This window comes from Arthrobacter sp. MP_M4 (genome assembly GCF_035984855.1).
Taxonomy (GTDB): domain Bacteria; phylum Actinomycetota; class Actinomycetes; order Actinomycetales; family Micrococcaceae; genus Arthrobacter.
On record NZ_JAXCHX010000030.1, the window covers coordinates 1 to 20,986 of the forward strand.

General features: G+C 63.1%; 24 protein-coding genes and 1 pseudogene. 19 read left to right on the forward strand and 6 right to left on the reverse strand.

All coding sequences use genetic code 11. The features are described 5' to 3' along the window. Nucleotides 1-112 precede the first annotated feature (112 nt). The 10 genes and pseudogenes from RCH15_RS16865 to RCH15_RS16910 all read left to right on the forward strand — a co-directional run. Nucleotides 113-847, forward strand: a pseudogene (locus RCH15_RS16865) (restriction endonuclease); the annotation flags it as partial. 540 nt (nt 848-1,387) lie between these two features. Further along, a complete protein-coding gene (locus tag RCH15_RS16870; RefSeq protein WP_326961813.1) occupies nt 1,388-1,681 on the forward strand; it encodes a hypothetical protein in 294 nt (97 codons plus the stop codon). After that, nucleotides 1,678-2,394 carry an ABC transporter ATP-binding protein gene (locus tag RCH15_RS16875; RefSeq protein WP_326961814.1) on the forward strand — a complete coding sequence of 239 codons (717 nt, stop codon included), beginning with the start codon at nt 1,678-1,680 and terminating at the stop codon, nt 2,392-2,394. The genes RCH15_RS16870 and RCH15_RS16875 overlap by 4 nt, the downstream gene beginning before the upstream one ends. After that, nucleotides 2,391-4,622: an FtsX-like permease family protein gene (locus tag RCH15_RS16880; RefSeq protein ID WP_326961815.1), complete on the forward strand. Its 2,232-nt coding sequence runs from the start codon at nt 2,391-2,393 to the stop codon at nt 4,620-4,622. The genes RCH15_RS16875 and RCH15_RS16880 overlap by 4 nt, the downstream gene beginning before the upstream one ends. Before the next feature lie 208 nt (nt 4,623-4,830). Then, nucleotides 4,831-6,201 carry a sensor histidine kinase gene (locus RCH15_RS16885; RefSeq protein WP_326961816.1) on the forward strand — a complete coding sequence of 457 codons (1,371 nt, stop codon included), beginning with the start codon at nt 4,831-4,833 and terminating at the stop codon, nt 6,199-6,201. Continuing rightward, nucleotides 6,194-6,877 carry a response regulator transcription factor gene (locus RCH15_RS16890; protein ID WP_326961817.1) on the forward strand — a complete coding sequence of 228 codons (684 nt, stop codon included), beginning with the start codon at nt 6,194-6,196 and terminating at the stop codon, nt 6,875-6,877. Before RCH15_RS16885 ends, RCH15_RS16890 begins: the two co-directional genes overlap by 8 nt. A 92-nt stretch (nt 6,878-6,969) precedes the next feature. Beyond that, the gene (locus RCH15_RS16895) at nt 6,970-7,206 is read left to right on the forward strand and encodes a hypothetical protein (protein ID WP_326961818.1); all 237 of its coding nucleotides are present in this window, start codon (nt 6,970-6,972) and stop codon (nt 7,204-7,206) included. A 296-nt stretch (nt 7,207-7,502) separates the two neighbouring features. Continuing rightward, nucleotides 7,503-8,084 carry a recombinase family protein gene (locus tag RCH15_RS16900; protein WP_326961819.1) on the forward strand — a complete coding sequence of 194 codons (582 nt, stop codon included), beginning with the start codon at nt 7,503-7,505 and terminating at the stop codon, nt 8,082-8,084. A gap of 377 nt (nt 8,085-8,461) precedes the next feature. Next, a complete protein-coding gene (locus RCH15_RS16905; protein ID WP_326961820.1) occupies nt 8,462-9,085 on the forward strand; it encodes a GNAT family N-acetyltransferase in 624 nt (207 codons plus the stop codon). Beyond that, nucleotides 9,082-9,675 carry a class I SAM-dependent methyltransferase gene (locus RCH15_RS16910; RefSeq protein WP_326961821.1) on the forward strand — a complete coding sequence of 198 codons (594 nt, stop codon included), beginning with the start codon at nt 9,082-9,084 and terminating at the stop codon, nt 9,673-9,675. The genes RCH15_RS16905 and RCH15_RS16910 overlap by 4 nt, the downstream gene beginning before the upstream one ends. A gap of 348 nt (nt 9,676-10,023) precedes the next feature. On the opposite strand, the gene RCH15_RS16915 is transcribed toward RCH15_RS16910, so the two are convergent. Next, entirely contained in the window at nt 10,024-10,371 is a 348-nt protein-coding gene (locus RCH15_RS16915; protein ID WP_326961822.1) for a MerR family transcriptional regulator, read from the reverse strand. Nucleotides 10,372-10,465: 94 nt separating this feature from the next. Between RCH15_RS16915 and RCH15_RS16920 the strand changes: the two genes are divergently transcribed. The 3 genes from RCH15_RS16920 (at nt 10,466) to RCH15_RS16930 (ending at nt 11,965) form a co-directional block, all read left to right on the forward strand. Then, complete coding sequence (locus tag RCH15_RS16920; protein WP_326961845.1) at nt 10,466-10,921, forward strand: VOC family protein; 456 nt, start codon at nt 10,466-10,468, stop codon at nt 10,919-10,921. A 58-nt stretch (nt 10,922-10,979) separates the two neighbouring features. Next, complete coding sequence (locus RCH15_RS16925; protein WP_326961823.1) at nt 10,980-11,294, forward strand: hypothetical protein; 315 nt, start codon at nt 10,980-10,982, stop codon at nt 11,292-11,294. 317 nt (nt 11,295-11,611) lie between these two features. After that, nucleotides 11,612-11,965, forward strand: coding sequence for an isochorismatase family protein (locus tag RCH15_RS16930; protein WP_442784966.1), 354 nt, complete (start codon nt 11,612-11,614; stop codon nt 11,963-11,965). A 94-nt stretch (nt 11,966-12,059) separates the two neighbouring features. Here RCH15_RS16930 and RCH15_RS19140 read toward each other — a convergent pair whose 3' ends face one another. Continuing rightward, nucleotides 12,060-12,716 (reverse strand): alpha/beta hydrolase, encoded by a 657-nt coding sequence (locus RCH15_RS19140; protein ID WP_409017482.1) that lies wholly within the window; start codon nt 12,714-12,716, stop codon nt 12,060-12,062. A gap of 250 nt (nt 12,717-12,966) precedes the next feature. Further along, on the reverse strand, nt 12,967-13,809 hold the full coding sequence (locus tag RCH15_RS16940) for a helix-turn-helix transcriptional regulator (RefSeq protein WP_326961824.1): 843 nt from the start codon (nt 13,807-13,809) through the stop codon (nt 12,967-12,969). 140 nt (nt 13,810-13,949) lie between these two features. Between RCH15_RS16940 and RCH15_RS16945 the strand changes: the two genes are divergently transcribed. The 5 genes from RCH15_RS16945 (at nt 13,950) to RCH15_RS16960 (ending at nt 18,134) form a co-directional block, all read left to right on the forward strand. Next, a complete protein-coding gene (locus RCH15_RS16945) occupies nt 13,950-15,428 on the forward strand; it encodes an MFS transporter (RefSeq protein WP_326961825.1) in 1,479 nt (492 codons plus the stop codon). A gap of 82 nt (nt 15,429-15,510) precedes the next feature. Further along, entirely contained in the window at nt 15,511-16,110 is a 600-nt protein-coding gene (locus RCH15_RS16950) for an AAA family ATPase (protein WP_326961826.1), read from the forward strand. A 56-nt stretch (nt 16,111-16,166) separates the two neighbouring features. Further along, nucleotides 16,167-16,508 (forward strand): phosphotransferase, encoded by a 342-nt coding sequence (locus tag RCH15_RS19145; protein WP_442784967.1) that lies wholly within the window; start codon nt 16,167-16,169, stop codon nt 16,506-16,508. Continuing rightward, nucleotides 16,498-16,872: a hypothetical protein gene (locus tag RCH15_RS16955; RefSeq protein WP_442784968.1), complete on the forward strand. Its 375-nt coding sequence runs from the start codon at nt 16,498-16,500 to the stop codon at nt 16,870-16,872. The genes RCH15_RS19145 and RCH15_RS16955 overlap by 11 nt, the downstream gene beginning before the upstream one ends. Nucleotides 16,873-17,174: 302 nt before the next feature. Beyond that, entirely contained in the window at nt 17,175-18,134 is a 960-nt protein-coding gene (locus RCH15_RS16960; RefSeq protein WP_326961828.1) for an alpha/beta hydrolase family protein, read from the forward strand. Between the two features lie 33 nt (nt 18,135-18,167). Here the strand turns inward: RCH15_RS16960 and RCH15_RS16965 are convergent, their stop codons facing one another. Further along, nucleotides 18,168-18,617, reverse strand: a complete 450-nt coding sequence (locus RCH15_RS16965; RefSeq protein WP_326961829.1) for a bleomycin resistance protein — start codon at nt 18,615-18,617, stop codon at nt 18,168-18,170. Beyond that, nucleotides 18,614-19,189, reverse strand: coding sequence for a GrpB family protein (locus tag RCH15_RS16970; RefSeq protein WP_326961830.1), 576 nt, complete (start codon nt 19,187-19,189; stop codon nt 18,614-18,616). Before RCH15_RS16970 ends, RCH15_RS16965 begins: the two co-directional genes overlap by 4 nt. Nucleotides 19,190-19,497: 308 nt before the next feature. On the opposite strand from RCH15_RS16970, the gene RCH15_RS16975 reads away from it, so the two are divergent. After that, a complete protein-coding gene (locus RCH15_RS16975) occupies nt 19,498-20,124 on the forward strand; it encodes an HAD family hydrolase (protein WP_326961831.1) in 627 nt (208 codons plus the stop codon). Between the two features lie 125 nt (nt 20,125-20,249). On the opposite strand, the gene RCH15_RS16980 is transcribed toward RCH15_RS16975, so the two are convergent. Continuing rightward, on the reverse strand, nt 20,250-20,768 hold the full coding sequence (locus RCH15_RS16980) for a GNAT family N-acetyltransferase (RefSeq protein WP_326961832.1): 519 nt from the start codon (nt 20,766-20,768) through the stop codon (nt 20,250-20,252). Nucleotides 20,769-20,986 lie beyond the last annotated feature (218 nt).

The following is a 20,986-nucleotide window of genomic DNA, read 5'->3' on the forward strand; positions in this document are numbered from 1 at the left end:
ACTGGACATGATTACTGGATTCCTGGTTCTCGCCCCACGCGATTAAGCGGACTTGCTATGAGCCCTTGGTACCGTTCCAGCCTGACACGTAGGGCTAGCGTCGGGCCGAGCATTCGAGAATGCTGTTCGGGACGTCTTTCTCGCGATGGGGTTCGAGGCTCGTGTGATCAGTGGGTCCGGTGACACCGATGTCCTCGTTCACTGGCGCAATGCTGATGGCTCGCGAATGACAGCGATAGTTGAAGCAAAAGCACGATCAACAGGTCAAGTCGCACACACGGACATAAGCGATGTGGCTATTCAGACGCACAAGGATCGCAATCATGCCAGTTCTGTCGCTATCGTGGGTCCCGCCTTCAGCGGTGACACCATCAAGAACATGGCCATTCAAAGGGAGTGGGTGCTACTGGAAGCTGAGCGTCTAGGGCATCTTGCCGAAACCTCAATTGCTCTCGGACTTCAACCGTTCGAGATTGGGCAACTGTTCCTTGCCCCAAACGGAGTTACCGAACTAGACGACCGGCTCGCGGCGCGTCGCAGAGAGCTGAATATCGTGACATTCGTGCTCGCCAAACTCGCCGAGGAAGAGCCCGAGACCGGCGAGGCCCTTTCCGCGCGTGATATTTCACGGGATGGACGAAAAACTGAACTAGCACCTAGTGTCGAAGAAATCGTCGTTGCGATCGAAACCATGACGCAAATGCAGATTGACGCCCTGCGGATGGTCGAGACAGCAGACGATCCCAAATTCGCAACGTACGTTCTCGGTAACGCGCCAGCCGCCACGCGCCAACTCCGCGCACTCGCCGACGCGATAGAACGTCGAGACAGCGATGGTGTTACATGAATCTGGCCTCGAAACTCAGCGACTCAGAAGGCCCTTTAAGCGCTTACGTCGTGAACATCTCTCAGGTGTCTGGTTCCACTGCTTTGGCGTGTCCATACAATCCTCAGGTTCAGAGCGAACCCCTTTGCGATAGGCCCCGGTGATCCCTCAAACGATCAGCGATCAGACCTGGGCCCCATCCGGGCAGAGTTCACGCTGCCAGCCCTCGCGCAAGTCCACCGCCGGCTCTCCGAGCTGATGGAGGACCCGGAATCGTTCCCTGCTACGGGACAAAAAGTTCTCCATGAAGGAGATCACCGCGAAGACCGGCCTAAAACGCACAACCTTATACCGACACCTCTCACCGCGATCGCCATCCAACAGAACAGGGTTTGGCAACAAGCACCGCGGCGGCGGGCTGACCGGTGGGAAGGCAGAGGCGGTAAAGCCCATCAGTTCCTTAAAATCGCTCTCGAGGCCGGCCCGCCCACCGACTGTCCAGGCTCAGCGACCAAATGATCTGCTCCGGAGTACGAGATCACCATCGCCGGCCAGGCTAGGGTGCGCGAGTGGCTGTTCACCCCCGACGTCCCGTCGGAGTCCCTGCAAAGCGAACTCTTTGCGAAGACCGTGATCGCGTTGCTGCTCGATGACGACGCCGACCGGCTGCTCGATGTGCAGCGCGGCGAACACATGGCCCGCATGCGTGAATTGACCCGCCTGAAGAAGGACGCGGACCTGCTGCGGGTCCTGATGTGCGACCACGGCCTGTTCCACATCGAAGCCGACCTGCGCTGGATCGACCTCACCAGCGCCCGCCTGACCCAACTCAAGAAGGAGCTTCAGAGCGCATGAGCACCCATGACACCACTGCACCACCCATCCTCAGTGCCCGCGGCCTGCACCACTCCTTCGGCCAGACCGAGGCATTGCGGAGCATCGACCTCGACGTCCACCCAGGGGAAGTGCTCGCCGTCATGGGCCCGTCCGGTTCCGGTAAGTCCACGCTGCTGCACTGCCTGGCTGGTGTTCTTGTACCCGACGGCGGTTCGGTGACCTACCGTCCCGCCGGGCGGCCACCGATGGAGATCAATGCCCTCGGGGAGCCGAAACGGGCCCGGCTACGGCTGACCGATTTCGGGTTCGTCTTTCAGTTCGGCCAGCTGCTGCCGGAGCTCACGGCGGTGGATAACGTCAGCATCCCTCTGCTCCTTTCAGGGACCAGGCGGCCGGAGGCGCTGCGCCGGTCCACGGCGCTACTGGAACGCCTCGGTTTGGACGGGCTTGGCGCCAAGCTCCCAGGTGAACAGTCCGGAGGGCAGGCCCAGCGCGTCGCTGTTGCCCGGGCACTGGTGACGTCCCCTGCCGTGTTGTTCGCCGATGAGCCCACGGGTTCGCTGGATTCCCTCGCATCAGAAAACGTGCTGACGCTTATGCTCGAACTTGTCCGCGAAGCTGGCACCACCGTGGTGATGATCACCCATGATGCCCGCACCGCCGCGTATGCGGACCGGGAAGTCATCGTGCGCGACGGAGCCATCGGTGCGGGATACCGGGTGTCCGCGTGAATCCCGGGTTGCTCAAGCTGGCAGTGGTCGGCAGCCGGTCGGCCTATGGCTGGCTCGCCGGCATCGCCGGTGGGGTCGCTGTCGGAGTGTGCCTGTTGTTGTTGCTGTGGGGTGGCGCCAACGGCCTGAGCACACGTGATGACCGCGGTGCCTGGCTGCGCGAAACCGGGCGCCCGTCCGTGGCCGCCTCGCCAACGGAGGATCCGACCACGTCAGGACCGGGGACACCGGTGCCGCTGACCGCCGACACTGTGCTCATGGAGGCCAACCCGGTGGAGGTCTTCCATGACCAACTGATAAACCGCCGCGACGTCGCGGCCCTCGGCACGACCACGGTCAAGATCCCCGGGATCGGCAACCCTCCGGCACCGGGCCGTTACTACGCGTCCCCGGCGCTGCAGCGTCTGATCGAGTCAACGCCGAGGGATGAGCTTGGCGACCGTTTCGGGACGTTTGCCGGCACGATAGACGCTGCTGCGCTGCCCGGACCGGATTCCCTGATCGTCGTCACGGGAACACCGGAAGCCGAACTCCGCCAAAACGGCAGGGCTTCCCTGGTGTCAGACTTCACAACCGATCCTTATGGCGGCAGCGCGGCCGCCTACAGCACGGTGCTGTCCATCGGGGCCATTGCGGTGTTCTTCCCCGTGCTGCTGCTGATCAGCATTGTCACCGGTCTGGGGGCTGCCCAGCGCCGGGAACGCTTCGCGACCCTGCGCCTCATTGGCGCATCGCCACAGGTCGTCTCCCGGATCGCCGCGGTTGAAACCGCCGTTCCCAGTCTGATCGGTGCAGTGCTGGGCGTCGTGCTGGCCCTCGTGCTGAGGCCGGCTGCCGCACAGATACCGGTCAACGGCACCAGGATGTTCGCGGCCGATCTGGCCACCGGCTGGGTGGCGGCCGCAGCTGTCGTCGCCGTGGTGGTTGCGGCCTCGGCACTCGTGGCCGGGCAACGCACGGCCCGGGCCGGCATTGGCCCCCTGGGCGTGACGAGGGCCATGCACGAAAAGACACCCACCATGTGGCGGAGCGTTCCCCTGCTGGCCGGACTTGTCGCTATGATCACCGCTGTACTTATGATCCGCCTCGGTGAGGCGGGACTGCTATGGCTGACATCACCGCTCCTGATTCTCGGCTTTCTGCTGATCCTCGTCGGCATCGTGGTCATCGGGCCCTGGCTGACCCGTCTGGTGAGCCGGATCGGGCTGCGCCAGGCGCGGAGCGCGGCGGGAGTCATTGCCGCCAGCCGGATCCTAAAAACCCCCGTGGCGACCTTCCGGGCCGTGTCAGGACTCGTTATCGCCGTGTTCGTCGTCTCCGTCTTCGCCGGTGGATCCAGCATCATCGAGTCCACTGAGGTGCGCCCGGCCCGTCCCGGACTGCTGCAGCCCACCAGCCTCCACGCCACCGTGGGCACCGGTCACACCCCGGCCCAAGCGGCGGAGGTCGCGCGGCAGGCCATGGAACTGCCCGGAATCCGGAGCGCCACCGTCGGCTACGGCCCGGGAGCCCTCTCCGGACCGGATGCCGGGCCTGAAATCTACCTTCGCTCCGCGGACGCAGCCGGCCTGGGGTTCGAGGACATCCCGGCAACAAAGACCGTCGCCGTTGATGCCTCGTTCCTCCACTACTGGACAAAGCAGCCACTGGCCCTGACCCCGGAGCCCGCCGCCAACCTGGACGGACTGGCACCGGTCGTGATTGTGCTTGGCACCGACGGAACCCCGGCGGCCATGGACCGCGCCCGGACAGCCCTAAACGGTTCAGTCATCACGGCCATCCCGGCCACCTCCACGTTGGACGTCAACCTGCAGTCCAGCACCCGCCTGATTCAGGGCTTGGCCGTGCTCGCCTATCTCGGCATGTTTGTCGCGATCGCAATCGCCGGCCTGTCCCTGGCCGTCGCCACCGCCTCCGCAATTCTGGACCGGAAGAGAGTCCTGGGTCTGATGCGGCTGATGGGGATGCCGGTGTCCGTCCTGCGCCGGATCATCACCCGTGAAGCAGCCGTCCCGCTCCTGACCGTGCTGCTGCTGTCGGGCGGACTCGGATTCCTCGTGGCCTGGTTGATGGTGACATTCATTGACGACACCTACCGGATGACCTGGCCGGCGCCCAAGTACTTCATGGCCCTGGGCCTCAGCCTGCTCCTGGCCCTCGGAGCGGTCACCGCAACATTCGGTCTCATCCGGGGCAATACCGCAATGACGGCTACCCGTTTCGAATAATTGCGCCCCAGTCGGGAACCATCGGTTTCCACGAACAGTGCGGGCAAAAAGTGCGAGCGTCCGTCCAATACGAAGGGGCGAGGGAGGCTCACAGGTTGAAGGGCCGCGGGCCTAAAAGCTGGCCCAAAGGATGAATCTTCTGGCTTTGAGGTTGAGATTGCGGCGATATGAAGGCAAGGGTGTGTTTGCCGTGGATATGGTGACTGGCATGGAACCAGTTCTGAATTTTGCACGGCGTTGGGGCGCGCTTGTGGCGGCCGCCGTCTTCTTCTCGCTGTGGTGTGTGGCCGAGGCAGGAAGGATGGGAGGGTCCTGGCTGTCATGGTCAGGGGACTGGCCGCTGGTGCTGATGACATTGGCGATTGCCACGGCTTTGTGGAAGCCGCTGGTGTCCCTCGGGTTCACGGCGGCGCTCCTCGCCGGACAGTTGAGTCATGCCCTGCCGCCGATGTATTCCAATCACTGGCCCATCTACCTGGGCTCCTTTGTCGCTCTCGGCTTCATCTTGTGGACCGCCCCGCCGCGGTTGCGGTACATCGCGGCAGGAGCGAACGTGGTCGCCGCTGCCATCATGGCGTTCCTGATGCTCTCGTGGAGATACGGCGACGGTGTCGGCTGGTACCCCCCTGCGTACGCTGGCGACAGGTGGATGCTGCAGGACTATGGCTGGCAGCTGTTTGCGCTCCTCCTGCTGATCGCCGGGGCCTGTGCCGCTGTCGGTCTTCTGCTGGCGCTGTATCAGGAACGGGGCAGCCTGTTCCGTTCCCGTGAGCTGGCGCAGAGCAGCCTCAAGGAAACCGAGATCGACCTGATCGTGGAGCAGGAACGGACACGCATCGCCCGGGATCTGCACGACGTCCTGGCCCATTCCCTCGCGGTCATCGCCGCCCAGGCCGATGGGACCCGGTACCTGAGCAAGGACCAGCCCAAGTCCGTCCTCAATGCTCTGGACACTATCGCCCGCTCAGCCCGCAGCGCCCTGGTGGATGCCCAACGCGTGATCGAGGGAGTCCGTGATGACGGCATGGTGACGCCCCAGCCGCGGCTGAGCGATATCCCGGCTCTCATCGAAGGCATGCAGCGCGGCAGTTTGACGATCCACCCCAGCGAGTCTGGGACTCCTGTGGAGCTCTCCACAGGACAGGAGATGGCGGTCTTCCGGATCGTGCAGGAGTGCCTGACCAATGCCCTCAAACATGGTGGGCGCGGCACGGATGTGCGGCTCCACTTTGACTGGAGTGGGCCGGGCCTGACTCTGCACGTGGCCTCGGCCCTCGCCCCAGCCGGCAAGGAAGACGCTGCGAATCCGGCCACACCCCGGGTCGGGCGGGGACTTCCCGGCATGCGCGAACGCGCCCATCTGGCCGGCGGCTGGCTGACGGCCGGACCGGACGGCGAACACTTCCGGGTGACGGTCTTCATCCCCTACGGAACCCGGGAAGCGAGGACCGCGGACGATACGGCCGGCGCCGGGGGTACTTTCGGTGAAATTTCGGGCGCGGAAGCCCAGCCTGCGCTGGCCGCAACAGGTTTGCCCCGGCTGGCAGGGGCCGCACGGGAAGCGGACGAACGTGGCTGATGCCGGGGCGCGGATCACCGTGGCGCTGGTGGACGACCAGCCCTTGTTCCGGGCCGGTATCCGCATGCTGATAGAGAGTCAGGAGGATTTGGAACTCTCGGGAGAGGCTGATGACGGGGAAGAAGCGGTGACCCTGGCGGTCGAACGTTGTCCGGACGTCATGCTGATGGACCTGCGGATGCCGATCATGGATGGCGTCGAAGCCACCCGGCGGATCGTGCAGCACGCCGCGGCGGCCGGAACCGACAAGCCAAAGATCATCGCGTTGACCACGTTCAACAGGGATCAGGCCGTGGTCCAGGCCGTGAAGGCTGGGGCGAGCGGGTATCTGCTCAAGAGCGCGGAACCGGAATTCCTGCTGGCAGCGATCCGGACCGTCCACTCCGGCTACTCCGTCATCGCCCCAGGATCCATCCATTCTCTCTTTGAGCATGCTGCCCGCAACGTGCCCGCTACCGGTCCGGACTTGTCCGTACTTAACGTCCTGTCCGTGCGGGAGCGGGACGTCTTTCTGCTCGCGGCCAAAGGCCTCAGCAATGGTGAAATGGCGGAGAGCCTGTTCGTCTCCGAAGCAACCATCAAAACTCACCTGCGCAGCGTCTTAGACAAGCTGGAACTCCGCACCCGGCTCCAGCTGGTCGCATTCGCCCACGAACGCCGGCTGCTGGGCACCTGAACGGGCAACAGGCAGCGCCTGGTAACTGCTGCGGGAGCTGATCCACCGGCATCATGATCTGTGCATATCGCAGGAAGGAGAATCGAGGAGAAATGATGGACGTTTCAACGTTGGTCCTCAACATGACCTTTCTTATGACCCTCGGCATCGGTTTCCTGATTTCCCTTGCCCACGTTCTTATGTTCGCCACCATGCTGGTGCTTGTGGGCGTCGCCCGGTTGGCCGTTCTGACTTTCACAGCACTTTGTGATGCCGCCCGCTATCGCGCTCTGCTCGTTGGTGCGGAGACAACGACTCCGGACGCCCATGGAAATCCGGTTCGCTCTTGACCCTCCACGGGACAGATTTGAAGAGATCGGTGGGCCGTTGGCCCGGCTGACAGGCCAACGCCAGCTGCCGCTGCAATTCACAACATTTTGGCAGTTCTCGATAACGAAGGATTTCAAGAACACCTTGAATCGAGAATGGCGGCGCTTGCAGCGAGGCACCCGAAGGCCACGGCGTTCTGCGGGAAACCGCCATCGTGACGAGAAGCCCAGCCCCGGCGGGCGGTTCTCATAAATAGTTCTCGGAACTGTACAGTCGAGCCAGGAGTCCGAATCGAGTTTTGAGAAGAGAAACCCATATGGCTGCACACCGTATCGGCTACGCCAGAGTGTCCACGCGCGACCAGAACCTTGACCTGCAGTTGGCTGCCCTAAAAGGTGCAGGATGCGACCGCATCTTTGAAGACACAATGAGCGGTACCAAGGCGGGCCGGCCCGGTCTCGCCAAGGCGCTGGAAGCACTCCGTGAGGGAGACACTCTCATTGTGTGGAAGCTGGACCGTCTCGGCCGTAGCGTGAAAGGCCTACTGGACTTCGCCGGAGGCCTGAACAACCGCGGCATTGGCTTTGTCAGCCTTACCGACTCGATCGACACCACCACCGCCTCCGGACGCTTCTTCTTCAACGTCATGGCCTCCCTGGCGCAGATGGAACGCGAGCTCATGGTCGAACGCACCCAGGCAGGCCTACAGGCAGCGCGCGAACAAGGACGGGTCGGCGGCCGCAAACGCATCATGACGGATGCCAAGATCCGCTCAGCCCGAAAGCTCCTCCACCAGGGAACACCGCCCCGGGAGGTCGCCGACACCCTAGGGGTCTCCGTGCCCACCCTTTACCGATGGGTCCCGGCAACGGGCGCGACCGAGGCACCAAAGAATTAGTTCCTGCTGGTTGGTGCAGGCGACTTCTGAAAAATGACTGTTGGTGCAGAGGACTATTGAGCAGAATGCATTTCCGTGCAGGGCACTCCTGACATTTCAATGTCCATACTCCTCTGCACTCCCCCGGAATTCCGCGGGAGCGCGCGTGCAGACGACTTCTGAAAATGACATGAGAGGGCCTCTGGCCTTCTCCGTCAGTACAGGCACAAAGGGTCGTTTTTGACCGTAGCGAATAGGGCACCTTCACCGGCCAGTCTTACGTGCATCCGCAGGGCCGGAAGCCCGCGCTTCTAAAAGAGTGCAGCGTGTTGCCCTCCTGCCGCCGGGGAGGACCGGCTTACGGACGAGGTTCCTAGAGTTTCTGACAAACTGGCCGCATGACCACGATCTTCACGCATAAGCCGACAATCGAGGGCCAACGCGTCAAACTGCGACCGATTCAGGCTCAGGACGCCCCTACAGTGCATCGGATGCTCCAGGACGCCGAAGCTGCAATTCTGACCGGAACAGTGCACTCCAGCAGCCAGACAACGCTGCCATGGACTGTTGATGACCTCCGCGTGACGTACGAACGCTGGAGCTCCGCTGATGACCGTCTCGTCCTCGCCGTGATCGATCAGGCGACGAACGCGATGGTTGGAGAAGTCGTGCTCAACGACTGGAACGCGTTGAATCGCTCCTGCGGCTTCCGCACTTTCCTTGGCGCCGAAGGCCGCGGCCGGGGACTTGGCAGTGAGGCGACCGAGCTGATTGTCCGGTACGGCTTCCACGAGCTTGGTCTTCATCGGATAGCTCTTGAGGTTTACGCCTTCAACCCGCGGGCCCGGCATGTCTATGAGAAAGTAGGATTTCGCTATGAAGGAACGGGCCGGGACGCGCTGTGGTCCGACGAGCAATGGATTGACGTCCACTACATGTCAATCCTCGAAACTGACGTACCACCGAGTAGAGGATCGGCAACCGGGCACCTGTCCGTACCTTGCCTAGACTCGAACGCATGATCAGCGCTGTCAGCGATGCGTATTCGCGTCGGGCGGTGGAAAACGTCGAACGCTTTGCTTCACTCGGTGCTGTGCACCCTTCAGATCGTCAACTGGTGGCGACGTGGGCGGACGGCATCGAGGGTGCGGTGATCGACGCCGGCTGCGGTCCGGGTCATTGGACGAACTTCCTCACTGAAGCGGGGGTCCCTGCAGTCGGAGTGGATCTGGTTCCGGAGTTCATTGCGCACGCCCGCGGTACTTATCCCGGCATTCCGTTCCGGACAGGCAGCCTCGACGCCCTAGACGTCGGCACCGGGACAATTGGTGGAGTGCTCGCCTGGTACTCACTAATCCACTATGAGCCAGACACGATCCGCGCTCCTCTCCTGGAGTTCAGCCGGGTCCTTAGCCCTGGCGGCGCCTTGCTGATCGGCTTCTTCCATGGCCACGTCGTCGAGAAATTCGATCATGCGGTCGTCCCGGCATACCAATGGCCGGTAAGTGACCTCTGCGACGAGCTGGTAGCTGCGGGCTTCAATGTGGTCGAGACGCACGCTCGGACAACCACCGGGCAGCGATCCCACGGAGCAATTCTCGCCATCCGCTGAGGTGTTCGGTGGGGGATCCCTCAGCGGACGCGGCTCTGATTTGGGCCGCGTCTCCTCGAGCGGCGAGTCCTCTGCAGCACAGAAAGCCCGAAGTCGTCGCCCAGCTAGAACTCTCATGACAGATTCATCTGCAGCGCGTTTTCCGGTCTACGACCGGGTGATGGCGGCGGCTTGCTCCCGGCCGGGGCGCGCAACGGCCCGGACCTGTCCTGGGTTTTTCCAGTGTGCGCGTGGCTGCGCAACGCCGGGGCTGGCTACCAGACGTTCGTTTCTGAGTCGCGCGGACGGATTCTCAGGAAAGGCGCTTCAACGGCGCGGGAGAATCCGGGCTGTTGGCCATTTGCAGGTTCAGCCATCAACTTTGATTTCGTTGATGATCCGGTCCAGGGCAGCCTTGGTCGTCGCGAGGTTTGTGATGGTGTCTGAGATCCGGTCGCGTTCCTGGAGCAACCGGCTTCGGAGCTTGGGCGTCCTGACGCCGGGGTCACTCATGCACGGAAGCAGATCCACCATCGTTGCGCTGCATATCCCGGCGCCGAAGAGCTCCTGGATGAGCCCCACACGGGCCGGCGCATCCGGGCCGTACAGCCTTTGCCCTGATCCGGTGCGGTCCGCACTCAGCAGACCCTGCTCTTCGTAATACCGCAGTGAGCGCACACTGACCCCTGTGGCGGCCGAAAGTTCTCCGATACGCATCTATGCCTTGCCTCTCACATTGGTGTCAGGTTCTAGGGTACGAGCATGACCACTGAGAAGAGAACCACAGCCCCCGTGCGACCGCGGCCTCGTAATCGTCGAAGCCGACGATTACGAGGCCGCGGTGACGTTCTACCGCGATGTGCTGGGGCTCACCGAACAAGCCGCGTTCGAAGGTGAGGGCGATGCCAGAGTCACCATCCTCGACGTCGGTCGCGCCACGCTCGAACTCTCCAACCCGGCCCAGATCCGAATGATCGACGACATCGAGGCCGGCGGCCAACGGAGCGCAAAAATACGGGTCGCCTTCGAAGTAGACGACTCGGCCACGGCAACGCAGGATCTCGTCGCGGGCGGCGCCACTCTCATCGCCGAGCCACGCGAAACGCCATGGAAATCGTTGAACTCCAGGCTGACCGGACCCGAGGGGTTGCAGCTGACCCTGTTCCAGGAACTGGAAGACATCCAGACACGCAGCACCCGCCCAGGATTCAAACACCCCCAAGCAGCTGCCACCGATTCGCGGGACACCAAGACAGCACACGCATGAATGATCAGCCCTGGGCGTCCCGCCCCGCTTCTTCATCGCAATCGAGAAAGAGAGTTCAATGTTCCACGCAACAACGGCCGACCGTGACGCATGCGGCGCCGGCAAGGTCATATCCAAGGATCAGCAGTTCGGCTACGCGATACAGGAACTCGGCATCTACAAGACCGATGGCGAACGACGGGTAGAGGCCGGGGAGGGAACGTCCCTCTATTGCATTGCGGGCCGCGGCTGGGTGTCCTTTCCTGGAGGACATGCCCGGTACGCCCTGGAGCCAGGGACCGTCTTCGCTGTGACCGAACCCGGATGTGGGGTCATCATCAACGCCGCTGAGGACCTTACGATGCTGCGGGTGGACCATACACGTAACAGTTGAGAGACCGCCGGTCCCGGCACGCCGGGTCGAATGAGACAGTCCCACATCGTTAACCAACACCCGACAGGACCATCCATGGGCCACGCGCGAAATCCCACCATTGACCCCCGTGCTGCACTGGTGATCGTCGATGTCCAACGGGCCTTCGATGACGCCGCATACTGGGGTCCGCGCGATAACCCCTCCTGCGAGGCGAACATCGCGGCCCTGCTGATGCGCTGGCGGGACACCGGCCGTCCCATCGTTTCCGTCCGCCACGATTCGACCACGCCTTCTTCCCCCTGCACCCGAATAACCCCGGGAGCGCGTTCAAGGACATCATCACTGGCACACCGGATCTTCTGGTGCGCAAAAACGTCAACTCCAGCTTCCACGGCACTCCCGATCTACACGCCTGGCTCCAGGAAAACGACATTAGGGAGCTGGTCGTCTGCGGCATCACCACCAACCATTGCTGCGAAACCACGGCTCGCGTCGGGGGCAATCTGGGCTACCGGGTCTATTTCCCCCTCGACGCGACCCACACCTTCGACCGCACCGACCCGGACGGTCAGAACATCCCCGCAGCTGTCCTGTCCAGAATCAGCGGCGTGAATCTCCACGAAGAGTTCGCCACAGTCGTGACCACATCGGATCTGCTGGAACGGTCAACGCAGATTCCTGCCCGGTAGCCGGCGCGGACACCGCTGCCTTTTCAGCGTTCTCCCTGGGGCCCAGGCGCTCCCGCGGGTACCGGAGCATAGGTCGGCGGGCCTCGCGTTTGGTCTAGATTCCAACGATCTGTTCGGTGAGCTGCCTGGGTCGGCTAATGAAGGGTGAATGACTCGACTCAAGACTGACTACGTTGGTGCACCGATGGGCCATTCGTTCCTGCAGGGCGGGGCTGAGTGCCCTATCTTCCTCGCAGATGATGTACGTGCTCTCGACGCTCTGCCAGGCGATATGGCCCGGTACCCCGCGGCCATGCCCGGGCTGTTGCGGCACGAGCAGCGCTGTTGCCCAAGTGCTGTCCGATTCAGTGCAATCTGCGTACAAGACCTCGCGAGCCCGTTCCGGCTGGATGCTGGTCGTCCCGTCCTCGTTGTGTCGCACAGCTCCATTGACCAGTGCGGCTGCTCCTCCCAGCTGTGCACCGCTTTCACCCGCCGCCGGCACGAATGCCGCAACGTAGACGAGGTGCCTGACCCGTTCAAGGCCCGTAATGACAGATCCACCGTAGGAATGACCCAGGGCAACCGGCGGCAGCCTGCATCCGTCCACAGCCTCCTGCACCGCTGCAGTATCTGCAGCGAGAGAGCCGCGATGCAAACGAGGAACATGGACAGCGACTCCGTGCTCTCGCAGGGCATCCGCCAACCGGTCAAAATGAGCAGGCTGGTGCCACAATCCGTGAACCAGTACAACCTCGGTCTGCTCTCTCATCCACACAGCTTTCGTTTGGCGGCCCTACCTGATGTTTACCGGTAAAAGAGTCTTTCGCCGTCGGGACGCAGTTCTCCGGTGGGTGAGATGTGCCCGTAAAAGGTCTGGCGGGTGATGCCGAGTTCGGTGCAGAGATCGCCCAGTCTGGTTTCGGGCTTGCATTAGCCAGGCCACTGGCTCCAAGGCCAACGGCTGCTCCCACCTGTTGCCCTCGCAACGCGAGCCTCTTTGATCAGGGCGCCTAGGCAGTTCAGCTGTCACTAAGCCGGGCGAGTGCGCGGGCCGCGGCGCTGCCGGGTTCAGCCGTGTAGGTCAGGATCCGGTGACCGGAGTCGTCGGGCATGGTCAGGACCTCAAATCCTAGGTCAAGCGGTCCGAGCTCGGGATGGTTCATGGTCTTGGCACCGGACATACAGTTCTCGACCGGGTGTTCGGCCCACATCACGGCGAACTCCGGGCTTTTGAGGGTCAGCTCTCCGACCAGCGCGGCGAGCTCGGTGTCGTCGGCGAACCGGCCGGACAGGAGCCGCAGGGAAGCCACGGCGCGGCCGGCCTCGGTCCGCCAGTGCGGATACAGGCCCCGTGTGGCGTCGTCCAGGAAGAGCATCCGGGTCATGTTCGGCCGCTGTGCCGGCGTTTCCGGGGATTCGAACTCCAGGTGCGGGGCGACCAGGCCGTGGCCGGCGACGTTCCAGGCCAGGACTTCCGTTCGTTTACCCAGCACCACCGCTGGGACCGTGTGCATGGTCTCGATCAGCCGTTTCGTTCCGGGCCGGACACAATCCGGGCGGCTGCGGGAGGGCTTCGCGTTCCGCCGTCTGATGCCGGACAGGTCCGAAAGGTGCCTGCGTTCGACGTCGGTCAGCGCCAGCGCCCTGGAAAGGGAGTTAATGACCGCGTCGGAGGCGTTCAGGTGCTGGCCCTGTTCCAGCCGGGCATAGTAGGTCACGCTCATCCCGGCCATCATCGCCACTTCCTCACGCCGCAGGCCAGGCACACGCCGTGTCCCGTAGTCCATCAGCCCAACGTCGCCCGGGCTCAGAGAGGACCGTCGTTTGCGCAGAAACTCGCCCATGGCTGCCGGTTGATTCATACCTGTGAGTATTCCCGAACATCGCCGAACGTGGGTAGCACTGCCAGTGCTACCCACAGCACGGCGTGGCTGTCCGCGCCCGGGACCGGCAGGGTGGAAAGGAACCCATCCCAGACCTCAGCGATCGGACATCCCCCGCCATGACAACCCACGACACCTCACCACTCCCCCAGCTCACCGCACCACCAGCCCCGCCAGCCCCCTCAGCGCCTGCCCGCATGACCGGCCGGCAGCGGCTCATCATGATCCTGCTGCTGACCGCCAGTTTCACCCTCGCGGTGGACTTCTCCATCCTCAACGTTGCCCTCCCCCGGATCGGGGCCGACGTCGGATTCTCCCTGGAACACCTGCAGTGGATCGCCACGTCCTTCGCGCTGTGCGCTGCAGGCTTCACCCTATTCTTCGGCCGGGTCGCAGACCTGTTCGGACGCAAACGCCTGTTCATCGCCGGCATGGCGCTGCTCGGGATCGGCTCCCTTATCGGAGGCCTCGCCACCGACCCCGGTGTGCTGCTGGCGGCCCGTGTCGCCCAGGGCCTCGCCACCGCCGCCGTGACCCCGGCCGCCCTGTCACTGCTCACCACGTCCTTCCCCGAGGGTCCGCTGCGGGACAAGGCACTGGGCCTGAACGGCTCTCTCATGGCGGCCGGCTTCACCACCGGCGCGATCCTCGGCGGCCTCCTGACGGACCTGCTCTCCTGGCGGTGGGCGTTCTTCATCAACATCCCCGTCGCCGCCTTCGTTCTGATCCTGGCGCCGAAACTCCTGACCGAATCCGCCCGCGGGAACAGGACGAAGCTGGACGTCCCCGGCGCCGTCACCGTCACCGTCGCCCTGCTCGTGCTCGTCTTCGGCCTCACCACGGCCGGCGAAAAGGGCTGGACCAACCCGCTAGCCTGGGGCTCTCTGGCCGCGGGCGCGGGGCTGTTCATCGTGTTCTACTTCATCGAAAGAAACACAGCACACGCCCTCGTCCCCGTGACCATCCTGCGCCGGAACAACATCGCCTGGGGCAACATCGCCGGGATCCTCGCGTTCGCCACCGAAACCTCACTGGTCTTCGTCCTCACCCTCTACCTCCAGCAGGTCCTCGGCTACACCCCGCTCGGGGCCGGCCTTGCCTTCGCCGTGCTCGGCGCCGGCACCGTCCTCGGCGGCCTTATCGCCCCAAAGCTCATCGGCAGGCTTGGGACCAAGAACACCATCATCACGGGTCTCAGCGTCCAGGCCGCCGCCACCGGCTCCCTGCTCTTCATCAACACCAGCCAAGCCTCACTGATCATCGTGCTGATCGGCACCTTCGTCGGCGGCGTCGCGAACCTCGCCGCCATCGTCGGATTCATGGTCACCGCCACCACCGGGCTGCCGGACACCGAACAGGGCCTCGCTACAGGGCTGACGACCATGAGCCAGCAGGTCGGCATCACCATGGGCATCCCCGTCATGAGCACCATCATCGCCGCATCCCTACTCCAGCACGGTAGCGGCAACGCCCCGCAGCAGGTCCTGGACGCCGTACTGCCGGCCATCGGCATCAACGCCGTCCTCTGCCTCGCCACAGCAGCACTCGTCGGACTCTGCCTGCGGATACGTTCTGCAGTCCCAGCAGAAGCAAGCTAGTCCAGCAGCCCTTCTTCAAGGGCTCCTACCGGGCTGTCGGCCGTGCGGGGAAGGAAACGTCTTCGGCGCTAGGCTTCGGTCCATGATTATCTGGCTCAACGGCACCCACGGGGCGGGAAAAACAACGACGAGCGCGCTCCTGCAGCAGTTGCTCCCCGGTTCCCGCGTCTTCGACGCTGAAAAGGTCGGTGAGGTACTCATGGACATCAAGCCCGGACTTCCCGCGACGGATAACTTCCAACACTGGGACCCGTGGCGGACGCTCGTCGTCGAAACCGCCAGGCGCGTGCTCGAGTACACCGGCGGCACGCTCGTGATGCCGATGACGGTCTTGGTGGAGACCTACTGGCGGGAGATCAGCGAGGGGCTGACCGCTCACGGCATACCGATCCAGCATTTTGTTCTCCACGCCGACCAGGCAACGCTCCGCGACCGAATACAGAACGATAAGGACCTCGGCCCTTCGACGTTCCGCTTCGCGTACCTGGAACCGTACGCCGAAGCAGCTCATACTTGGCTGCACAATGAAGCCGAGGTCATCGACACCACGCACATCACTGCGGACCAAGCCGCGCAGCGGATCGCGGATTCAGTCCTTAGCCGCCAACGGCACACGACCTCCGACTTCGTGCCCGCCGAGGGTCAGCGTTCGGACACCCGTCTGTCGAGAACCAGTCTTTAGCTGTGAAAGACGAGGAAATACTCAGCGGAGGCAACGCCAGCGGCGTCGTTGTGCGTGTGGGGTCAACAGTCCGTAAACCGTGGACCGAGGCAACCCCCAATGTCCTCGCGTTCATGACAGCAGTCCGGGCGGCCGGGGTCGATGTCCCCGCCGCCCTCGGCCAAGATACCCAGGGCAGGCAGGTCACGGAATTCATCCCAGGCCGGCTTGCGCTCGATTCGGCTCCACTCACGCATGCAGAACTCGGCAGGGTCGGAGCGATGGTGCGAGCTATCCACGACGCCAGCGAAGCATTCACACCCGACCCTTGGGGCGGCGTGGATCACGGCGATTCCCAGCCCCGGCGAAGAGCTAATCTGCCACAACGACCTCGCCCCGTGGAACCTCATCATAGGTAAACGATGGACCTTTATCGACTGGGACGCTGCCGCGCCGAGCACAAGGCTATGGGACCTCGCCTACGCCGCTCAAGCCTTCACGCTCTCCAACACCCAGCAGGCGCCCACGGAAGCGGCACAGAATCTCGCAGCATTCGTGGATGGCTATGCAGCAGACCCTGGCCTGCGCGCCGGCCTGCCCGCCGCCATGCATCGCCGGGCCGCAGCCATGTACGACCTCCTGAGGTCTTCTCACGGGACAGGTCAGGAACCATGGGGCACCATGTATGCCAATGGGCACGGTGACCACTGGAGAGCCGCAACTCAATACGCAAGACAGCACCAACGCATCTGGGTCGAAGCGCTCCTCCTATCAACACGTTAACGGACCGGGGTGCGGGAGGGCCGCTTCGCGCCCTTGCGGGTGGCACGAGATCCGGCTACGGCCCTCAGCCCTCCGGTTGACCGCGGGAGCCCGAGACGAAGCGCTGATGGCACTGGCCTTGCGCCGCAGCTCCGACGAGTCTGGGGACTAACAGGTTCGATCGACTGAAGCTCATCGCGAACCGTGGCATGCGCCTAGGTGTCGTTTTATTCTGAATGCGACATTCGTCGACATTGGGACTGCCGGCAGGCTTTCGTCGCGAGCATCTGGACGAACCCATCTGGCGATGTACAGTCCGGGCTATGGAACCAATCCTCAGGGAGAGCGCCCGAGTCAGCACCGCCGCCGGCGACCTCGACGCCCTGATTCACTACCGTCATTCGCCCCTCCCCCAGCCGGGGCTGGTCCTGGTGGATGGCTCCGGGGAAGGCACAGCCGATGGCTGGGGTGGTGCCGTTGATCTGCTTGTCTCGTGCGGAACTGTGGTCCTCACACACGACAAACCCGGCTGCGGCGATTCCCCTGGTCACTGGAGGACCCAATCCCTAAGTGCCCGGGCGGATGAATCCCTTGCCGCAGCGGCGCTGCTGAGGTCCCACCCAGCGGTAGCGGGCATTGGGTGCGGCTTGTACGGCGTGAGCCAGGGCGGGTGGGTGGCGCTGATTGCAGCGGCCCTCGATGCCCGGGTCCAGTTCGTCATCTCCAACTCCGGGCCGGGTGTCTCGCCAGCGTTCCAGGACCGCTTCCGAATCCTGAACGACCTGCGCCAAGACGGCCAGGATGACATCTCCTTAGCGGAAGCCGGAAGGTGGCTCGATGACCGTGCGAACCGGCTGCTTTCCGGGCAGGCTCCCGAGGAAGTCCTGACCCGTCAAGAAACCTTTAGGGGCAGAACCTGGTACGAAATCGCGACGCGCTACTTCGACACTGTTGAAATGCTGGGATTTCTCCGGCAGGTTCTCGACTTTGACCCCGCAGTGATCCTGCCCAGGGTCCAGTGCCCGGTCCTGGCCCTACTGGGAGCATCCGACGCACTGGTTCCAGTCCCCGAAAGCCTGGCCGTTTTCTCGTCACTGCTCCGGCCATTACCAGGCAATCCCCACGGCATAGCCGTGTTCCCTGGCGCCGGACACGGCCTGTTCACAGAAGAGCCCGATCCGGCCAAAGACAGAGCGTCGCAGCTGGCACCGGGTTTCATCCCGATGGTCCACGCCTTCATTCACAAAAACACGTCTGCCGCAGTCGACGACATCAGCAACTGACTGGCGCCCAGCGGATGCCGATTCTGTGGATCCTCATTCCGTCCCGCGAGAGACAAGTCTTTGTCCCAGAGACGCCTGGAATCGAATCAAGTACCCGTCGGGGTCTGCCACCAGAAACTGTGTGACGCCGGCTTCGTGCTCCCCGGTTCGGTACCACTTGGTCTCCGGTTCCATGAAGAGCGGCCAGCCCCCGGCATGGAGGGCCTTCACGAGAGGATCGATCGAAGGAACCGAAACCTGAAAATTGACCCCGCGCCCGAGCGGACGTTCAAGAGTCCCGGTGATCCAGTTTCGACCCATTCCAGCCTGCTCCAGCATGACGTGCGCCGAGCCTGTGGCGATATAGGCGAAGCCCTCATTCATCCGGTGATAGAGCACAGCGAACCCGCATAGCCCACACCAGAAATCCAGGCTCTTGTCGAGATCCGTGATGAGAAGTTCCGGCACCAGGCCGGGGTCGGGTGCAGCGGTTGCTGTGGTCATACCCTGTTGCTCGCGGAATGGTGCTCGCGCCAGACCGTGGCGTGCGCGAGGATTTGCGAGATGACTTCGGTCTTCGCATCCGCGTAATCATTCATGTCGGACCATCGCTGTCGAGCCAGCAACTTCTTCGTATCGGCATACAGGGTACGGTCGGCTTCATCGACCCGAAGCCAATCGCGCAGGTCTCTGTACTTCGGGACGGCGTCGTCCCCAGGGTGAAATACATGGACGTGAACATCTTTGGCAGGCGTCCTGAGCATGCGGTGCCCTAGCTCGCGGACTCGGAGAACAAAACCGGCTTCTTCCAAAGCCGGAATATATGCAGCCTCGTCCTCAACGTCCATGACGGTCAGGAGGACGTCGATGATGGGCTTGGCCGCCAAGCCTGGAACCGCTGTAGAGCCAATATGTTCCACGGACACCGCCTTCTCGCCAGCAGCATCCCGGATGGTTTGGGCGAGAGCTTCGAAGCGTTGGGTCCAGGAAGGGTCGTAGTCCACGATGACGATGGCGCGTTTTTCGCGGCCGCCGATCAAGACGGCGTCCAGGCGCGCATCTGCTTCAGGTTTCATTGGTCAATCCTCGCATTGCGGGTCAGCTGCCCCTCCCCCGCGAGCCCGAAAACGACAACCTATCTTGGTCCCGTTTCGCCCCACATCAGGCAAAACTCATCAGCCAGCAGTTTTGCATTACGCAAATTTCGATCACGGTCGTTTTTGACCGTAGCGAATAGGGCACCTTCACCGGCAGTCTCGCCAGCGGGTCTTACGGGAATGCGTAGGCCCGGAAGCCCGCGCTTCTGGAAAGTGCTGAATGTTGCCCCGTTGCAGTGCGGAGGACCGGGCGTCGGACGGCTCTGGAGTAGTGAAAGAATTACGCCATGACGACAATTCGTATGCCTGCTGGAGTCCGCGCGGTGGTGTTCGATGTCGGAGAAACTTTGGTGGATGAAACCCGCGCGTGGAATACCCAGGCAGAGCGCGCGGGAGTAACGCCGTTCACGTTGATGGGGATTCTCGGTGCACTCATCGGCCGAGGCGAGGACCACCGCCGTGTGTGGGATCTGCTGGGGGTCGAGCGTCCGGTCGAGCCTCCACTCATCGAGCGAGTGGACCTCTACCCCGATGCGCTTGCATGTCTACGCGCTGCCGGGCACGCGGGACTGTCGGTCGGTATAGCCGGGAACCAGCCGGCCGGTGTCGAGGCCCAGCTGCACGAGGCCGGTTTCAAAGCGGACTTCATCGCTTCCTCTGCCGCGTGGGGTGTGGCGAAGCCTTCCGCAGAGTTCTTTTCCCGAATCGTCGACACCGCGCAGCTTGATGCCGGGCAGATCCTGTATATGGGCGATCGCCTCGACAACGATGTTCTACCTGCCCGCAAGGCCGGCATGCGGACTGCCTTCGTTCGTCGTGGCCCGTGGGGATACCTCCACGCACAGCGCCCGGAGGTCGAACAAGCTGACATGCGCATAGAATCCCTGGCGGAACTGACAATGGCGTTCGAGTGAAGTTGGCCACTGCCACCACGGCGCACATCCGGTGAAGGATGCTGTTTAGGGTTCGCCTAACGACACTCGAGAATGTCGACAGTCGCCGCCGTGGAACCCTTATTCTGGACAAGGACCAACAAAGGTTAGAGGGCGTCGAACCAGTAGCGGCGTTTTCCGCCTCGGCTGTCCTCGTAGATGCCGCCGTTTTTTTCTATCGTCGCCCGCGAGCCGACGTTATCCTCTTCGCACGTAACCAAAACTCGCGAGATTCCCAGCTCGCGGGCCATAGGCAGGGCATCACTCAACGCCCTGACGGCATGACCGCGGCGACGCGCAGACGGCCGCACACTGTATCCGATGTGTCCACCTTCGTTGAGGAGGAAATCGTTCAACTCATGCCGGATGGCCAGAGAGCCAAGGAACGTGTCCCCGTCCACAATCCACAAATACGTGCACGGCACATATCCGGGCTTCCGCGGGCTCTCCGGCAATGCATCGTTGACGAGCGCGTCCACGAAGCGCCGGAATGAAGCAGCATCCCTGAGATCCTCAAGCGACCAGTCTTCACCGCCGCCACCGTCCCGGTGGGCTCCATCAAATTCGGCGGACCCCTCCAACCAGGAAGAGTGATAACTCGTATTCGGAGCGATAAGGATAGCCATCACACGATCGTATTCGAACGCTTGGCTTTCAGCCCGCACCTGCATCCGGACCTTGCGCCCGCAAGCCGGTCCCCCACCGGCGAAAGCGCCACCCAAGATTTCCAGATCACGATCGCCGGGTTCCCCCAGTCGGTCGATTCCCGTAAGACCGGCCCGCAAAATGCCCGGTGACGCGGGGGGCTAAACGGTACACACAACACGATGGCAGGACTCCTCAT

Coding starts and splice junctions, on each gene's coding strand:
- RCH15_RS16895 (WP_326961818.1), top strand. CDS start 6,970: ATGATGGACGTTTCAACGTTGGTCCTCAACATGACCTTTCTTATGACC.
- RCH15_RS16910 (WP_326961821.1), top strand. CDS start 9,082: ATGATCAGCGCTGTCAGCGATGCGTATTCGCGTCGGGCGGTGGAAAAC.
- RCH15_RS16940 (WP_326961824.1), bottom strand. CDS start 13,809: ATGAATCAACCGGCAGCCATGGGCGAGTTTCTGCGCAAACGACGGTCC.
- RCH15_RS16970 (WP_326961830.1), bottom strand. CDS start 19,189: ATGAAACCTGAAGCAGATGCGCGCCTGGACGCCGTCTTGATCGGCGGC.
- RCH15_RS16905 (WP_326961820.1), top strand. CDS start 8,462: ATGACCACGATCTTCACGCATAAGCCGACAATCGAGGGCCAACGCGTC.
- RCH15_RS16945 (WP_326961825.1), top strand. CDS start 13,950: ATGACAACCCACGACACCTCACCACTCCCCCAGCTCACCGCACCACCA.
- RCH15_RS16980 (WP_326961832.1), bottom strand. CDS start 20,768: ATGGCTATCCTTATCGCTCCGAATACGAGTTATCACTCTTCCTGGTTG.
- RCH15_RS16925 (WP_326961823.1), top strand. CDS start 10,980: ATGTTCCACGCAACAACGGCCGACCGTGACGCATGCGGCGCCGGCAAG.
- RCH15_RS16885 (WP_326961816.1), top strand. CDS start 4,831: ATGGAACCAGTTCTGAATTTTGCACGGCGTTGGGGCGCGCTTGTGGCG.
- RCH15_RS16950 (WP_326961826.1), top strand. CDS start 15,511: ATGATTATCTGGCTCAACGGCACCCACGGGGCGGGAAAAACAACGACG.
- RCH15_RS16875 (WP_326961814.1), top strand. CDS start 1,678: ATGAGCACCCATGACACCACTGCACCACCCATCCTCAGTGCCCGCGGC.
- RCH15_RS16975 (WP_326961831.1), top strand. CDS start 19,498: ATGACGACAATTCGTATGCCTGCTGGAGTCCGCGCGGTGGTGTTCGAT.
- RCH15_RS16915 (WP_326961822.1), bottom strand. CDS start 10,371: ATGCGTATCGGAGAACTTTCGGCCGCCACAGGGGTCAGTGTGCGCTCA.
- RCH15_RS16965 (WP_326961829.1), bottom strand. CDS start 18,617: ATGACCACAGCAACCGCTGCACCCGACCCCGGCCTGGTGCCGGAACTT.
- RCH15_RS16960 (WP_326961828.1), top strand. CDS start 17,175: ATGGAACCAATCCTCAGGGAGAGCGCCCGAGTCAGCACCGCCGCCGGC.
- RCH15_RS19140 (WP_409017482.1), bottom strand. CDS start 12,716: ATGAGAGAGCAGACCGAGGTTGTACTGGTTCACGGATTGTGGCACCAG.
- RCH15_RS16900 (WP_326961819.1), top strand. CDS start 7,503: ATGGCTGCACACCGTATCGGCTACGCCAGAGTGTCCACGCGCGACCAG.